The sequence below is a fragment of the Paenibacillus sp. FSL R7-0189 genome (assembly GCF_037969925.1).
GTDB lineage: Bacteria > Bacillota > Bacilli > Paenibacillales > Paenibacillaceae > Paenibacillus_AQ > Paenibacillus_AQ odorifer.
This window is the reverse complement of record NZ_CP150223.1, coordinates 3,673,741-3,690,643: the sequence shown is the minus strand read 5'-3', so window position 1 is coordinate 3,690,643 and position 16,903 is coordinate 3,673,741. Positions and strand designations below refer to the sequence as shown.

The window sequence follows — 16,903 nt, the reverse complement described above, 5'->3', positions numbered from 1 at the left end:
CGGAGGAAATCCTATGAATAATTCCTTATCGCCTGCCGCTTCACCCCCTAAGCTAAACCTTCACAAACAAGAACGCAGAAAGCCTACAACGGGCAAAATCCTAATGATGGTGTTCCTGTGTATCATGGCGTTGATTCAGTTATTTCCGCTTATTTGGTTGATCGATTATTCCCTGCTCAAGAGCGGTGAGTTCTTTGGAAGCTCATTTCTGAAATGGCCCTCTCCACCCCAGTGGGAGAACTATCGAAACGCTTTTACCTACGGGCGTGTGCCACGTTATTTTGCCAACAGTCTTATCATTACAGTGATTACTGTTATGCTCTCTGCGCTGGTGTCCCTGATGATGGGATATGCGTTTACCCGGATGAAATGGAAGCTAAGTGGCATCGTCCTCTCTCTAATCATGTTAGGCATGATCATTCCCATTCACGCCACATTGCTGCCAAACTTCATTCTGTTTAACAAGCTTGGGATGCTGAACAATATGTACACATTGATTTTGCCTTACTCAGCCATTGTCATCCCCATGAGTGTGCTGATTATGACCGGGTTCCTGGAGACCATCCCACGGGCTATTGAAGAGTCCGCCGTTATTGATGGCAGTGGCATTTACGGGTTAATCTTCCGTATCATCCTGCCCATCACCAAACCGGCGCTGGCAACCATCTGTGTGCTCAACTTCATCAGCACGTGGAATGAATTCATTATGGCGAACACCTTCCTCACCTCGGAAGATCTTAAGACGATTCCCTTCTCCATTATGAAATTCACTGGTGAGTATTCATCCAACTATGGTGCACAGTTCGCGGTTATGACGATCATCGCTATCCCAACCATCCTGATCTACCTGCTCTTTACAGAACAGATGACCAAGGGAATTACCGCTGGAGCGGTTAAGGGGTAACACAATAAACTTAATCATAACAACATAAAAAAGCTGACAAGACAGGTTTCGTACCCGTCTTGTCAGCCTTTATTCATTCTTATTATATCCCTTACGGTCGTTGCCAATCCTCCCTCAGCCATTCAACCAAGAGGAGCTCTGGCACATTCACTTTATTAACTTCGGCATAGTCTCTCACCCGTTCAAGCAAACGTCCCGCGGTTCCCGCACTAACCTCTAAACCATGTGCGTTCAGAACATGCATGATTCCACCACTTCCGGAATGTTTACCTAACACAAAATGATGTGCTCTCCCCACCTCAGTGGGATCAAAGGTCTGGTAGGTGGCTGTTTCTTTCAACAAACCGTCAACATGTATCCCAGATTCATGTGTGAAGGCGAGTGATCCGACGATTGGTTTGGCATCGCCGACACTTCGGCCCGAGGCTGCGATCACCCTATCCGCCACCCCCTTCAGACACTCTGGACGCACGCTGCTCTCCCCGCCATAAAGATAACGCCAAGCCATCACTACTTCTTCCAATGCTGCATTCCCGGTGCGTTCACCAATCCCTGCCACCGTAGTGCTTGCCCAGACCGCACCCGCGGCAATACCGCTAAGTGTGTTTGCAGCCGCAAGACCAAAATCATTGTGGCAGTGTACCTCAAGCTCTACATCTGCAGGAACAGCACTAAGTAATGTGCTTACCCGCTCTGCCATTTGACCCGGATGATGAGCAGATACCGTATCTGCATAACGGAACCAACGAATGCCTTCTTTATATAATGTATTTACCAGTTCAACCAAGTACTCCATACTCGCCCTTGAAGAGTCCTCCATCCCCACCGACACAGTCATTCCTAGCCGTTGACCATATTCCGTCGCATGCAGTAATCTTGTCAGACCTTTGGCAGGTGTTAAACCTAGCTTACCTTGTAATTGAATTTCCGAGACAGGGATCGATACATGACTCCAGTTCACACCCGTCGCCCATGCTTTGTCGATATCACTTTCCAAGGCCCGATTCCAGGTCATCATCTTCATAGGAAGACCTAAATCAGCGATAGCCGCAATATCTTCTTGCTCTTGCTTGCCCATGGCAGGAATTCCTACCTCTGCTTGCTCCACTCCGCATTCCGACAGCAACCTTGCGATTTCCAGCTTTTCTTCCCTCGTGAATGAAACTCCAGCCGCCTGTTCACCATCCCTAAGTGTCGTGTCACATAGCCTGAGACTTTTCACGGTTTACCTTCCTCTCCGCAGCAAGTGCAATTCGGATTACGGGTAATATGGACGCTGTAACAGGCGAAGTCGAGTGAATTGAAGCGATGCATTACGCCCGCATAAGTCGTCCCTACCCTTGTAACCCATTTTACGGCTTCCAACGCAGCCAGACAACCCGCAATTCCGGAGGTTGCTCCCAATACTGGAAAGCCAAACGGTTCCCATTCTGGATTAACATCCGGATAAAGACACTCTAAGCAAGGGGTTTCACCAGGTATAACCGTTGTTAGTGAAATCTCAAATCCATACATCGCCGCCTCTATCATTGGCGTGCCGGTTTCTACACATAGGCGGTTCAACGTATATCTTTCCGGAAAATCATACCGTGCATCAATCACTATATTAGCTTGCTCTACCCAAGGTTTTGCCATATTGTATTCAATCTTCGAATTATATCCTTCAATTTCAACATTTGGATTCAGACGTTTTAGCTGCTGAATTGCTGTGCTCATCCTTTCCATACCCAAATGATCACTGTCCATCAAAATCTGTCGATTTAAATCTGGAGGCACAATGTTTCCTTCATGCGCCAAGATCAGCTTGCCGATTCCGGCAGCAGCTAAATAAAGTGCGGCAGTGCCTCCAAGCCCACCAATTCCAGCAATCATCACTGTAGCTTCTTTTAGCGCTTTCTGCCCGCCTTCTCCAAGCAGCTTCAATTGGCGTGCGTATCGTTCCAGTTCGGTGCCGCCTACAAGCTGCTCCATTTTGCTCCCTCCCTGTGGCTGAGCTGCATCATTGGAATCTAACCCTCCAGACCATCCGTTCCATAGAGAGCTGTCATTTCATTAAATTTATCCATAAAGGCCAGCCCTTCTTCTACACAAGCAACGCCGTAGCGAATTACTTTATCCTCCGAGGTAAAAGGAAACGGAAAACCTGCTCTCAAGCTTTTTAACACAAGAATAATCCGATCACTATATAAAAGAGCACGCCCAAATCCTTCCCCATTTATTTCAGAAGAGCTCTGAACCAGAACCCCACTTTTCTCCTCGATCACGCCCGCCACCGCCTGAAACAAGAGAGGAACCTGCAAACGGACCTTTGGAGAAACCGCGCAGTTAAAATCAGATTTGTTCTTGTCTTCAGGGGAAGCGAGAAACAATCGTTCGATCTTCTTCTGTGGTGAAAGAGAATCATGCCTTCCAAAAAAGTCTTCTGTATCAAGCAATTGACACAACCGGCGTATGAGCATCTCTGCTATATCTTTATCCAGCTTTTTCTCCGTGGTTCGACAACGACGTTTTAATACTGCCGCTTCCGGAGCAACCCGGCCCATTAATGCAGAACTCTCATTAGCTATGGGATCCATCTACACTCGCCCCTTCCGCTTCATTTTCAGCATGTAATACCTTGGCTAGCCACATCGGTGGTTTGCCCTGTAGCATTTCAACAATCCGCTTCACTTGCTCATCAATAGGACTGCCTGGCGGAACCTTTACCGGCATAATTTTACGACGTGTGACTCTTGCCGCTGCTGAGGCTCCAATCTGCATGATGAATATTAGCGTGCAATCCTCTACCACCTCCAGACGACTCTCTATTTTGCCTGCTTCATCCTGATTGAGAATCGTTGGCAGTTTACGAAGACCTATAAGCTCCCCGCCACCTTTGGTAACTTTATAAATTGCGAACATCGGACTCTGCCCAAAATGGGCATTCACTCTAATTCCATCCTCTGTAGCGAATGCTACTTTCACGATGTTCCTCCTCCCTTCGCATTAACAGATTCGCCGCTTTATTCGTCCACTCCATCGCTCCCCGATACCCTACAGAGGTGGCCATATAAGCACCAAGCTCATTCCAAACGGGAAATCCAGCCGCCATAAATGCTGCATCTAACCGCGCCGCTCCATTTATCCCATGTGAGTTACCGATCCATAAATCTGCACCTTTACCCAAAAACTCAACATCATCCAGATCACCGACCCATACCTCTCGTTCCATCTCAACCACCAAAGGAGTTTCATAGGAGGTGACCAGGGCCTTTTGCTCCACCCCCAGCTCTTCGAGCCAAGAAGATACGGTATACAAATGATCTGGCTCCAGCGCGACAAGTGCAGACATCCCCGCAAATTGAAAATGAGCATCCAGCATGCTATCCAATAAATTCTCCCGTTGCCAGCAATAACGAAGCTGTACCGGCTCCCCGCTAATTTGATGCAGGAATTGCAAAATATCATCCGTTGCTTTAAGCCCCATCGCACTCTCGAATACTTTGTAGGGAGTTCCCAGCGCATTATGCAGTCTTCTAGCTGGACGCTCCATACTTCCGCCGATGGCAATGGTTAGACCCGAATGCAAGCTTTGCAGCATCGAATCCAGAGGCACCCCACCTCTTGTCAGCGGTGAAAATCCTGTCAGCAGATGCCCAGACAAAGAGGTCGAAATATCAGGTACAGCGATTACCTCAAAACCGAAGGAGGATATCATTTCTTTCAGCTCCATCACATCACCCGGCGTCAGAAACGATCCCGGCAAGAGGGTAATCTGACGTGTATTTACACTCCTTGAACCCCGATGGCCTACCTGCTGGATCATCTCATCAAGCATCGCCTCCACGGTAGAGCTGAACCCCGATTCCAATGAACCACGAAAGTCTGGTAAGGTGACGGAAAAAGCAAGCCCACCCCGCATGTTCCGCTCCCTTTTATAGGTCTTGAGCATGGATTGATAATCCACTCCTGCCACATCCGTCAGCTCAGTCCCAATAATGCCTATAATGTCTGGTCGGTGTTTACTGAGTATGGTATTTAGAGCTTCCTCTAAATTACGATTCGCATCAAAGATTACATCCATCTCCTGCAAAGCAGAGGTCTGTACGGCTATAGGCTCACGAAAATGCCGGGTAAGCAGCGCCTTCGGAAATGCGGAACAACCTTGCGCACCATGCACAATAGGCAATGCCTTGTAGCAACCCTGAAATGCCAGTACGGAACCAAGGGATTGGCCTATTTTCATTGGATTAACCGAAGTCGGTTTACTCCTTTTGTTAACGGTCATAGGAAGGTTCCCCCTTATCCCAGGGAGCGGCACTGGCAGCCAGCTTCCAGATTGGATTATCAAGAGAATACGTCAGCTCCTTAGCCAGCCTTAGTAAACCTTCGTAACCAGCATAGGCCTTGTGTCTTTCTTGATTAATATCGATAAACGGAATCTGCTCTTTCATTGCCACATACATATTCCGTCCGCCAGCAATCATAATATCTGCCTTACGATCCCGGACGGTTTTGATAATTCGGCTTGCCCCGCCCTCCGGAATATATTCGGTGTCATCACCAACACGATCCGCTATACGCCGTACATCATCTTCCGTGCTTTTGTTCGTGCCTACACCTACCACCTGAACGCCTAACTCCTTCAGTGCGGAAATAATCGACCAGCTTTTTACTCCACCCGTATAGAGAACTGCTTTCTTTCCTTTAAGCAGCTTGCGGTAGGGCCGCAGCTCCTGAATCAGTCTGTTTTCCTCTCGTTCCGTCAACCGATCCACACGCCGCTCCATCTCACGGTCATTCAGCAAATAAGCCATTTGACGTAAGGAATAAGTTGTCTCTTTGGCCCCATAGAAGGAGCCTTCGAAATAGGGAATGTGGTATCTTGCCTCCATTTCTTTTGCCAGACCTAACAATGCACGGCTGCACACAACCATATTCACTTTTGCATGATGTGCCCATGTAATTTCCTTATATCTTGCATCCCCTGTAATTCTGGACATTAGCGTAATTCCAACACTCTTCATTAATTTCTCGATATCCCACATTTCACCCGCGATATTGTACTCTCCAATCAAATTCACACCTAAAGGAATCTCAATCTCTGGTTCACCTGTGCCAATGACATATTGTAGCAGCGCTTCACCAGCCAGCCGATTTCCAAGATTCTTACTGCCTACGAATCCGGGACTGTTCACGGGGATCACAGGAAGCCCCAATCTGCCTGCCGCTTCCTTGCATACCGCATCCAAATCCTCGCCAATCAATGCTGTCACACAGGTCGCATATACAAATATTGCCGGAGGCATAAAGCGCCCGGCAATATAGTCGATACTATCTTTCAGTTTCTTTTCTCCGCCAAAAATAATGTCGTTATCGTTGAGATCTGTAGTAAATCCGTATTGTGAAAGTGATGGCCCGCTTGACAAAGCCCCTCTACTTTCCCAGCTATTCCCGGCACAAGCAGCCGGCCCATGGACGAGATGCGCAGCATCCATGATCGGCAGCAGCGTGATTTGGGCTCCGTCGAAGGAGCAGCCCCCAGCCGCTTCGCCCGGCTTGGGGCGTGGACATGGCTTCGATTTCGGAGTTAAGCTCCCGCAAGCTTGCGCGTCGAATACATCGTTTCTGATGGACTCCATCGTACCACCTCCCGTAACTGAATACTCCTTACTCTTAAAATGCTCAATTATTCAGTGTCACTACGATAAATATTGGACTAACGAACAAGATCGTGGTTGAAGCCAGATGAATCCTCATCCAACCCCTGCAGGATTGTATTTACTATAGTAGTTAACAAGTTCAAGGCACCTTGATAACCGATAATCGGATAACGATGCAGATGATGGCGATCAAAGACAGGGAAGCCTACACGGATCAAAGGAACGTCGGCATCTTTGGCAGCAAATTTAAGATGAGAGCTTCCAATGGCCAGATCCACAGGATCATCAATCAGCAGCGAGCGCATATGCCACAAATCATTTCCGATATGAACCGTTGTTTCTGCTCCGTAGGGACTGGCAGCAAGCAGAGCTTTCGCTTCTTCTTTAAATCCGTTTTCCCCATTGGAGCACACAATATGAATAGGCTCTATACCGACTTCCAGACAGAATTCAATCAGGCCGATCAGCAAATCCGGATCGCCAACTAAAGCCACTCGTTTGCCATGCAGATAAGGGTGGCTATCGAGCAAAGCATCCACTACCCGGCCACGTTCTTCCACAAGCTCAGGCGGAATGGGCAATCCCGTTAATTCACTGATAGACTCTATTAGCCGATCTGTCGCATTAATGCCCAGTGGAGTCGACATCGCAACGGTCTGTTGTTTCCATGTGCTGCTGATGTATTCCAATGTTTTTTTGACAGAATATTTCTGAAGTGATAGAGTTCCCAACGCATTAGCTGCCTTCGGCACATCTGCCAGCTTCGTTCCCCCATAATAATAGGAATATTCTCCTGTAGCCGGGGAATCAAAATTGCCGCTGTGGTCACCAAGGAAGGTGTAGCCTGTATCAAACGCGGCAAGGATTTTTCGAATTTCCGCAAAATTCCCCGTATAAGGCTCAAACCCTATAATGACATTCAGCTTCTCTCCAGTTCCCTCTCCACTGCCAGAGGTAGCTTCAATCCCAGAGCGGATGAACAAGGTACTGAGGATGGACTTTAACATGGAATCGTAACCTGTAATATGTGATCCGGAAAAACTTGGTGTGTTGGCGTAGGGCACTGGAATTTCGTTCGAAATTGCACCCTTCTGGCGGGCATTGGATATAAAAGCCTGCAGATCATCCCCTATAACCTCAGCCATACATGTAGTGGATACAGCTATCATCTCTGGCTTATAGAGCGCCACACTATTTTCAAGACCATCAATAAGATTGTTCATCCCTCCGAACACCGCACCATCTTCTGTCATAGAGGAAGAAACCGCGGGGGTTGGCTCCTTGAAATGACGGCTCAAATGACTACGAAAATACGCAGTGCAACCTTGGGAGCCATGTATAAACGGCAGAGTTTTTTCGAATCCCAGCGCAGCCATCAAGGCTCCTAGGGGCTGGCATGCTTTATGAGGATTAACTACCAGTGAGGTGCGAGCAAAATTCTTATCCTTATATTCAGACGACTTCGAGTAGGCTAATGCTTCCGCTGTCTCTTGCTCACTGCAGGGTGCCTCGAATGCTTTTTTCCCTTCACGTTGCTTCACATAGGGTTCAGTTTGAAATAATGTATTGTAATCCGGGATCTCCAGTTTGTCCTTCATACGCCCGCCTCCTTTTTAGGGAGTGATCCTGTTTTCCCTGAATTGATCAAGCTCCACACTGGGCTGTTAATGGTCATGTCCATGTCCTTAGCAAAAATCTTAAACCCGTCATAGCCATGGTAAGGACCACTATAATCCCAAGAGTGCATTTGCCGGAAAGGAATACCCATCTTGTGATACACATATTTCTCCTTCACACCCGAGCCCATCAGATCAATATCAAGTCTTTGCGCAAGCTCTTCCAGCTCGTAAGCGGTTGGATCATCGTAGATAATAGTGCCTTCCGGCAGTTCAGGGAATGTTTTCTCGTAATCATCCTTGTGAGCGAACTCATAACCTGTGCCCACTACCTCCATCCCCAGATCCTCATAAGCCCCCAGTGTATGGCGGGCACGTAATCCGCCTACCAGCAGCATGACCTTTTTACCTTCCAGCCGGGGTTTAAATTTAGAGATAATCGCCTCCATTTGTGGCGTGTATTTAGCGATGACTTTCTCGCAGTTTTCCTGAATATACTCATCAAACCTTGCGGCGATGGCTCGAAGGCTTTCAGCTGTTTTGGTCGGCCCGAAAAAGTTGTATTCCAGCCAAGGAATCCCATATGCTTTCTCCATCGTCGTTACCATATAGTTCATGGAGCGATGACAGTGAATCAGATTGAGCTTCGCCTTATGCGCGATCGCCAATTCATTGATGGTTCCATCCCCAGACCACTGCGCAATAACACGCAGACCCATTTCCTCCAGTAAAATGCGTGAAGCCCAAGCGTCCCCACCGATGTTATAATCTCCGATAATATTAATATCGTAAGGACCACATTCCGCAAGCTCCTTCTTCCCCATCAGAAAATCACGGATCGCATCGTTAGCAATATGATGACCCAAGGATTGGCTAACCCCACGGAATCCTTCACAACGAACGGGAATGATCGGGAGACCTAGCTCGATAGACATTTTTTTGGACACCGCTTCAATATCGTCTCCGATTAGCCCCACAGGACACTCTGATTGGATCGAAATTCCTTTAGCCAGTGGGAACATTTCTTTAATTTCACGGCAAATGACTTCAAGCTTCTTGTCACCGCCAAATACAATATCTGTCTCCTGAAAATCACTCGTCACCTGCATAGCCGTAAAATTATCAATGCCCAGTGTTCCGTTGGCATAATTCCGTCTTGTTCCCCAGCTATATTGCCCACAACCTACAGGACCATGGCTGATATGCACCATATCCTTGATCGGGCCCCAGACCACGCCCTTCGAACCGGCATAAGCACATCCTCTTTGGGTCATAACCCCCGGACGGGACTTCATATTCGATTTGATGGCGCATTTGCCACAGTTTATTAACTCTTCATTATTGATTTCAAAATGCTTCTGACGATCCTTCCGTGCCTTTTCCGGGTAAACCTCAAGAATCTCTTCGAGCATCTTTTGGTTATCTTCGATATTTAGCCCCATTCTGAATCCTCCTCATCCCTTAGAGTGATCCGGTGAACAGCCGTCTCTCCACTCCTGTTCACCGGACGAACCTAATTATTGGCCAGATGCCTTCAGCTTTTTCAGCGCGGTCTCTTCATCCTCAATCACACCAAATTCCATGAGTAAATCCTCCAGCTCTTCCATAGAAATCGGGGTCGGGATTGTCATCATATTGTTATTCAGAATCTTTTCTGCCAAAATCTCATATTCTCTAGCTTGCTGATGATGAGGATTATATTGGGCTACGGTCATTCTTCTCAGCTCTGCATGCTGAACCACATTATTCCGCGGGACAAAATGGATCATTTGTGTATTCAAACGGCGTGCCAGCTCCATAATGAGCTCATCCTCACGGTCCGTATTACGACTGTTGCAGATCAGACCGCCCAATCTTACGCCACCGCTGTTGGCATACTTTAGAATTCCGCGCGCAATGTTATTGGCCGCATACATAGCCATCATTTCCCCGGAGCATACGATATAAATTTCCTGTGCTTTATTCTCACGGATCGGCATTGCAAATCCACCACATACCACGTCACCAAGTACGTCATAGGATACAAAATCCAATCCTTCATAAGCCCCTTGCTGCTCCAAAAAATTAATCGCTGTAATAATCCCGCGGCCGGCACACCCCACACCCGGTTCAGGTCCACCGCACTCCACATTAAGAATGTCGCCATATCCCAACTGAACTACATCCTCAAGCTCCAAATCCTCAACCGTTCCTCTTTCAGCTGCCAATTGGAGCACTGAATTCTGAGCTTTGGTGTTCAGAATCAACCGTGTGGAGTCCGCTTTAGGATCACAGCCTACGATCATTGTTTTTTGACCAAATTTAGTGGCGAGCTGCGCCAAAGTGTTCTGCGAAGTTGTGGATTTACCGATACCGCCCTTACCGTAAAAAGCAATTTGTCTCATCATTCATCATCCCTTCGAAATCGATATATTTTCAAAATAAGAGCTGATCTTCACACTTTCGAGAATCACATCCTGTATTTCACCTTTACGCACCAGAGGCAATACCCCGGCTTTATTTAAGCTGGCGCGAGGGACATCGCCAATACCAGAGCAGAGCAATATTTGACAGTCCTGTAATATAGAAATAATTTCTTGTAGCGTGGTATTCTTATCCCCATTACAATCCGCTTTACCGTGGCAATAGGCCTGAATCTTTCGGACACCTAGCAGCTTCACGCTTACTCCATCTGTTTCATAAACCATGAACTCTGTCGCGTGGCCAAAATGTTGATTGACCTTATCCCCACCACGTGTAGCAACAGCGACTTTGGTGGTGTGCTGCCCTTGCTGGAAAGAGTTCTGCCTTAGCTCTTTGGCTTTGACACGCTGACGGATTTTGGCATCGAGTTCACGTTGAAAGAGCGCTCTAGCTTGCTCATTTATAACTGGATTTGCATCCATCTTTTCTAATATAAAATCCTGATTACGATCCTGACCCAGCAGCCCAATGGCATCAGCACGGCATTGCCGACAATGGCGCATGACCTTCATTCCTTCGCGCCCAAGCACTTCCTGCAGGTTGTGCAGTTCTTTAGGACGCGGCGCCTTGCGCCCATCCCGTTCATACTGACTTCCCGGTGCGATAATTAAAGGCGTCACATTATGCAGAGTTGCCCCGAGCGCTTTAACTGTTCGCGATACTTCAGGGAGATGATGATCATTGACCCCTGGAATCATAACGGAATTAACTTTAACAAGAATACCTTGCTGTGCCAGCAGCTCCAAACCTTGAAGCTGGCGGCTGATCAGCAGCTCCGCTGCTTCTTGTCCTTCGTACCGGACCCCTTCGTCAACAACCCATGGATAAATTTCACGGCCCACATTGGGATCAATGGCATTGATGGTGATCGTGACATGACGGATACCTAGCGCTAGTATGGCGTCTACATGCCTGTAAAGGGTCAATCCATTAGTACTCAGGCAAAGGGTAACATCAGGGATCTGCCGCTTGACTCGTTCGAACGTGTCAAAGGTTCGTTCTGGATTCGCCAGCGGATCACCCGGACCTGCAATCCCAACTACCGACAGTTGCATCAGCTGTGCGGCTACACCTTTCACTTTTCTTTCAGCTTGCTCTGGAGTTAGCACTTCACTAACTACACCAGGCCTGCTTTCATTCACACAATCGAATTTTCGGTTGCAGTAATTACATTGGATGTTACAGGCGGGAGCAACCGGGATGTGCATCCTAGCAAAAAAACGATGAGCTTCCTCGCTGTAGCAGGGATGGCGGCTGAGCTCCTCCTCTGCTTCAATGGATAACCTCGATGACGTCTGCGGCATTTCCCCACCTCCTAAAAGTTTTATGCAACATGAACTTCTAGTACTTCTTCGCAGTAAAACTCACTTCAACAGAACAACTGATGTAATTTTAGTTAACACAAACCATGTTCGATTGCTTTGATTAGTTTCATCATATTTTCATCAACCTACATCGTCAATCGAGTTTTTCCTTTTTAAGTCCTGTTTTTCCTTATGTTTGCAGTTTCGTCATATTAAATGTTAGTTTATATAACCTAAATGTATCATGTTTCCGTTTCCATTTTTATTCAATCTCTGTTGATTTCCGTCATCATGTCATGTTTCTGGCCATTTTAATGATTCTTAAAAGATAGAATCCATTTATTTCTGCAACTTTTATTGACAATGACTTTCATCTCGTATATGATCTCTTTAGGCAAGAACACATTGAATAATCTTAAAAATTTAATATATCCCGTAAAGGGGAGTAGCTGTTAAATAAAGTCGTCAATACGAGAATATGAGGATATTCTCCGGCTTTATTGGCAATTCACATTGTTAGCGAGACCTTTACCAATCAGGTTAGACCTTTATTCCAAAGGCTAATCTGTTTGGTAAAGGTCTTTTTTATATAAATTTGGTTAAAATGGTAGGGTAGATATCTTTTGGTAGATATTTGCATTCAAAAAGGGAGGACAACAGTAATGGATTGGGGATTATTATTAGAGTACGGTTGGGTATTGCTTGTTCTGGTAGCACTAGAGGGACTACTCGCCGCAGATAACGCATTGGTATTGGCAATTATGGTTAAGCACCTTCCTGATGAGGAAAGAAAAAAAGCGCTGTTTTACGGATTAGCGGGGGCCTTCGTGTTCCGATTCGGTTCGCTATTTGTCATCTCCTATCTGGTCGATATCTGGCAAGTACAAGCCATCGGCGCGATTTATTTATTATTTATCGCGGGTAATCATATTTTCCGAAAACTGTTGTTTAAGAAGCCCGTCACAGATGAAGCTGCTGAAAGCGGCACTGACGGTGCGGTCAATAAAAAGAAATCCAGCTTTTGGTTTACTGTTCTGAAGGTAGAAGTCGCTGACATCGCCTTCGCGGTCGATTCCATCCTAGCCGCAGTTGCACTCGCGGTTGCTCTTCCTGCAAGTGGTCTTCCAAAAATCGGAGGCCTCGATGGCGGACAATTCCTCGTCATCTTTGCCGGTGGATTTATCGGTCTGGTCATTATGCGTTTCGCAGCTTCCTTCTTCGTTAAGCTGCTGCATTCCCGTCCAGGACTTGAAATTGCAGCCTTCTTTATCGTAGGTTGGGTGGGTGTTAAGCTGTCAGTCATTACATTGGCGCACCCTTCACTTGGTGTTCTGTCCGAAGATTTCGCTCATAGTACCTGGTGGAAAGCCACCTTCTACGTTGTGCTCGTACTCATCGCTGTAATCGGCTGGTTTATGAGTAGCCACAAGGTTGAAGAGAATGTTGGCGAGAATCCGGTTAGAGAAGTAGACAAACAACTCGGTAAATAATCGTTAAAATACAGCCACAAACAATACCCCGTAAGATGCACCTTCTGAACAGGTGTCCGTCTTTCGGGGTATTGTTATTTATCCTCGTTTTTGCTCTCGATATTCCTGCGGCGTACAGCCAACTGTTTTTTTAAAGAATCGGAAAAAATAGTGCTGATCACTAAACCCGAGCTGGCCGGAGATCTCGTGCATTTTTAGAGCAGTTCCAAGCAGCAGCTCCTTACTCAGCTCCACTTTTTTCTCCAGAATATAATCAGAAATCCCCTTCCCTGTCGTTCTTTTATACCAGCGTGACAGATAGGACGGATTAAGTGAGACTTCCTGCGCAATCCGGGTTAAGGACAAATCATCGGCCAGATGGGATTTAATATATTGGTGGATCATGGACAGGATGTTCGATTCATCATGTTTATAGGTAGCGCTTCTGTTCGAGATAATCCATTCAAAGAACGTGTGATAAAAAGAGATGACATCCGACCAGTGTGTATTGATATTAAAATATAACATACGTGATAAATTCATACCGCTATGGGCTTTTTCCGTTAAACCTAACTCTTGTAAAGTCTGCAGCAGGGTGTTACTGATCCCAGACATTAATCTTAATCTCAAAAAAGGATCCTCCGGCCCACCTTCCCCCGAGAGCTCCACCCATTTGCGAAAAGATGTGCCCCAATCGAGATCACCTTCAAGCAGCCGTTGTTTTAAATAGTCGAGCAGTAGTTCCGCTGTTGCATTTCGATTATGCATAGAACCTGGACTTGGGCTCAGTTCCTTGGTATTTATCCTCAGCAGCTTTTCCATCCCAAGTCCGGGGCTATCAAAAATGGCTAATCGTAAACGGTTCAAGGCATAGTTCAGCTCATGCCAATGCACTTCCTGATCACTGGCGATAATAGACACAGATAGTTGCAGACATTTGCCACAGGCTTGCTGAACGGATTCCATTGTTCCATGGACGAAACGGAGCGTTTTTAACCAGAGCTCTTCTTCCTTGATTGAGGATACACTTTCACTTTTAGGCTGAACAAAACAAGCTATCGTCCCCGGGTCCAGATCCACAGCCTTAACTTCAACCTTGTCGCTGAGCAGCTCCTCCGCAATATTGGCTACCGCATAACGAATTAAACTCCGGTCTGAAGCCGTTTCATAATTTCGCCAAGCCTCCATCCGCAGAATAATAGGCAGGACGGGTCCATCCGCTTTGAACGGGAGCTGAATGGCGTCGAATTCAACCTGCAAGCTCTGCCGGTCTATCCGTTCGGTGCGTCTTAGAATATCGTGTAATAATTGCTGCTGTAACTGGGGCAGAGCACGCGGGAGCTTATCGCGAAGCCATTGGCTTTTATAGAAATAATCCTCTTCTGAAGATATTTTCTCCAAAGTCAGCTCCACAGCGGCACGAATTTTATCCATCCCCTCTGTCTTCAATAAATAGTCAACTACACATGGATTTCGGATCGCCTGATGGGCAAAATCGAATTCATTATGTCCTGTCAGCAGAATTACTTTACAACGCGGCCAGCGGTCGACAATTTCCTGAATTAACGCCATCCCATCCATACCTGGCATACAGATGTCACTAAGCACAATATCTATTTTTACGGTATTAAGCCAATCTATGGCATGATCCGCTGAATGAACCTTTATGATCTCTAAATCTTTAAAATCTGCCTTTACAAAAAATTCGTACAGCCCATCCAAAATATTAGGCTCATCATCAACTATCATCATTCGTTGCATCCTGCACGTCCCCTTTAAGCGGTAAATTGACTCTTACACAAAGCCCGCCCAAACAACTTCTCTCTGCCTGCAAGCCATAAGGAGAACCAAATTTGATCCTCAATCTCTGATTTACATTTAATAAACCTGTGATCTCCCCCTGAATGGCATTCTGCTCGGAGAACTGGCGCTGCAAGAGATTTAACTTGTCCTCACTAAGCGAGTCACCGTTATCTTCTATTATAATAGTCAGCGTATGCTCAACTTTTTCATAACTCATTTTTAATAGGCCATTGCTGCTTTTTTGCTTAAGCCCATGTTCGAATACATTTTCAATAATGGGCTGCAGGAGGACCCGTGGGACTTTGATGTCCCGGCAATCCGCTGCAATCTCATCTACTTCAGCTCTAATTCTCGCGCCAAAACGAATCCGTTGTATAGCCAGATAGACCAAAGCATGCTCCTGCTCTTGCTGCAAAGTAACCTCCTGGGCGGAATCCCGGGTCATGTACCGAAAATATTGCCCTAAATAATCAGAGAACTCCTTGATCAGCTCTACATTTTCCACCTCAGCCATCTGTTTTATGCTAAATAGACTGTTGTAGAGAAAATGAGGCGTGATCTGCGATTGTAAATGTTTAAGCTCCGCTTCCCCTGTCCGGATACGCTGCACGTAGTTCTCATCAATTAGTGTATTTAAATGCTTAAGCATCTCATTGAAACGAGAATATAGATACCCAAACTCATCCCTGCGGGAGTGAGTAATAAAGATCCCCGTCTGCCCCTGCTCCGCTTTCTTAAACCCTCTGATAAGAATAGACATCGGTCGATGAATCATCCTGTACGTCCATAAAGAGAACAAGATAATGATCACTATCGAGACAACGAACAACAGCCACAGCAGCAATGAGTACACATGAATCGGCTTCATGAGCACCGTGTTGGGAATATTTGCGGTCAGCCTAAAGTTATTGCTGTGATCGTAGAGCGAATAATAAAAAGAGTCATCATAACGATACCGCTGCACACTTACAGTATCTTCACTATTTAGCGGTTTCTCTACTGGGAATAACCTGGGCTTCTGGTCAGAAGTTGATATCACATAATCGTTATTGCCGAAGGCCAACGTAATATCGCTCCCCCCTGATACAGCAAATTCTTTCAAACGCAACTCAAGCTCAGGCGACGAAAGCTTCACTCCCAGCAAAAAATTAGGTGAAAGATTGCGATCCAGGTTATAGGGATTACTGCGCAGTAAATACAACTCGTCTTCGTATTTAGATAAAGCGCCCTTCAGATTGCCCATAGTGGCCAGCAGACTTTGCCATTCCTCATTGGTGACATCCCTAACCCCCACCGCAGCGCTAACCCGCTTATTAATTTCCGGTACATAATACACAACATCACTAATATAAGGACTGGTTTCTTTGATTTGTTTTAGCTTGGTGTATATATTGTTCAGATTAGAATCCACTTCGTACCGGCTCATAATTGGAATACGGGTACTGAAGGTAGCCAGCGTTTCATCCTGAGAGTACTCCGTGACTAAGCCCGTTATCCGTTGCAGCTCAAATTCAAGATGGCTATAGTAAAAATGAACCTTCGATTCGTTCGCCCTCTCCACTTCAGCTTGCATTTGGTTGGAGCTATAGTAGGTAATAGATATACTCAGCGCACAGAGTGGAAGCATGACCAATAGGAAAGCTCCGATCAGCTTGATCACAATGGAATCGGGGTTCCACCCGATGGAGAATGATTTCATTGG

14 protein-coding genes are annotated in these 16,903 nt (G+C 46.4%); 2 read left to right on the top strand and 12 right to left on the bottom strand.

The window, feature by feature from the left end; all coding sequences use genetic code 11:
- Positions 1-13: 13 nt before the first annotated feature.
- Positions 14-904, top strand: a complete 891-nt coding sequence (locus tag MKY63_RS16045; RefSeq protein ID WP_038573086.1) for a carbohydrate ABC transporter permease — start codon at positions 14-16, stop codon at positions 902-904.
- A 91-nt stretch (positions 905-995) separates the two neighbouring features.
- Here MKY63_RS16045 and MKY63_RS16040 read toward each other — a convergent pair whose 3' ends face one another.
- The 10 genes from MKY63_RS16040 to nifB all read right to left on the bottom strand — a co-directional run bounded on the left by MKY63_RS16040 (position 996) and on the right by nifB (position 11,929).
- Positions 996-2,126 carry a homocysteine methyltransferase gene (locus MKY63_RS16040; protein ID WP_038573087.1) on the bottom strand — a complete coding sequence of 377 codons (1,131 nt, stop codon included), beginning with the start codon at positions 2,124-2,126 and terminating at the stop codon, positions 996-998.
- Positions 2,123-2,875: a HesA/MoeB/ThiF family protein gene (locus tag MKY63_RS16035; RefSeq protein WP_076223453.1), complete on the bottom strand. Its 753-nt coding sequence runs from the start codon at positions 2,873-2,875 to the stop codon at positions 2,123-2,125. Before MKY63_RS16035 ends, MKY63_RS16040 begins: the two co-directional genes overlap by 4 nt.
- 38 nt (positions 2,876-2,913) lie before the next feature.
- A complete protein-coding gene (locus MKY63_RS16030) occupies positions 2,914-3,480 on the bottom strand; it encodes a DUF269 domain-containing protein (RefSeq protein WP_076296890.1) in 567 nt (188 codons plus the stop codon).
- A complete protein-coding gene (locus MKY63_RS16025) occupies positions 3,464-3,868 on the bottom strand; it encodes a NifB/NifX family molybdenum-iron cluster-binding protein (RefSeq protein ID WP_036679578.1) in 405 nt (134 codons plus the stop codon). The genes MKY63_RS16030 and MKY63_RS16025 overlap by 17 nt, the downstream gene beginning before the upstream one ends.
- Positions 3,834-5,171, bottom strand: a complete 1,338-nt coding sequence (gene nifN / locus MKY63_RS16020) for a nitrogenase iron-molybdenum cofactor biosynthesis protein NifN (RefSeq protein WP_076296891.1) — start codon at positions 5,169-5,171, stop codon at positions 3,834-3,836. Before nifN ends, MKY63_RS16025 begins: the two co-directional genes overlap by 35 nt.
- Positions 5,161-6,525, bottom strand: coding sequence for a nitrogenase iron-molybdenum cofactor biosynthesis protein NifE (gene nifE, locus MKY63_RS16015; RefSeq protein ID WP_339809288.1), 1,365 nt, complete (start codon positions 6,523-6,525; stop codon positions 5,161-5,163). Before nifE ends, nifN begins: the two co-directional genes overlap by 11 nt.
- Before the next feature lie 77 nt (positions 6,526-6,602).
- Positions 6,603-8,144, bottom strand: a complete 1,542-nt coding sequence (nifK, locus tag MKY63_RS16010) for a nitrogenase molybdenum-iron protein subunit beta (RefSeq protein ID WP_339809287.1) — start codon at positions 8,142-8,144, stop codon at positions 6,603-6,605.
- Positions 8,141-9,604: a nitrogenase molybdenum-iron protein alpha chain gene (nifD, locus tag MKY63_RS16005; protein WP_036679590.1), complete on the bottom strand. Its 1,464-nt coding sequence runs from the start codon at positions 9,602-9,604 to the stop codon at positions 8,141-8,143. Before nifD ends, nifK begins: the two co-directional genes overlap by 4 nt.
- A 75-nt stretch (positions 9,605-9,679) precedes the next feature.
- Positions 9,680-10,549: a nitrogenase iron protein gene (gene nifH / locus MKY63_RS16000; protein WP_235219430.1), complete on the bottom strand. Its 870-nt coding sequence runs from the start codon at positions 10,547-10,549 to the stop codon at positions 9,680-9,682.
- 3 nt (positions 10,550-10,552) lie between these two features.
- Complete coding sequence (gene nifB, locus MKY63_RS15995) at positions 10,553-11,929, bottom strand: nitrogenase cofactor biosynthesis protein NifB (protein ID WP_038573093.1); 1,377 nt, start codon at positions 11,927-11,929, stop codon at positions 10,553-10,555.
- Positions 11,930-12,591: 662 nt separating this feature from the next.
- Between nifB and MKY63_RS15990 the strand changes: the two genes are divergently transcribed.
- The gene (locus tag MKY63_RS15990) at positions 12,592-13,419 is read left to right on the top strand and encodes a TerC family protein (protein WP_036679597.1); all 828 of its coding nucleotides are present in this window, start codon (positions 12,592-12,594) and stop codon (positions 13,417-13,419) included.
- Positions 13,420-13,497: 78 nt separating this feature from the next.
- On the opposite strand, the gene MKY63_RS15985 is transcribed toward MKY63_RS15990, so the two are convergent.
- Both MKY63_RS15985 and MKY63_RS15980 read right to left on the bottom strand, forming a co-directional pair.
- Positions 13,498-15,159 (bottom strand): response regulator, encoded by a 1,662-nt coding sequence (locus MKY63_RS15985; protein WP_339809286.1) that lies wholly within the window; start codon positions 15,157-15,159, stop codon positions 13,498-13,500.
- Complete coding sequence (locus MKY63_RS15980) at positions 15,137-16,900, bottom strand: histidine kinase (protein WP_036679602.1); 1,764 nt, start codon at positions 16,898-16,900, stop codon at positions 15,137-15,139. The genes MKY63_RS15985 and MKY63_RS15980 overlap by 23 nt, the downstream gene beginning before the upstream one ends.
- Positions 16,901-16,903: the final 3 nt, after the last annotated feature.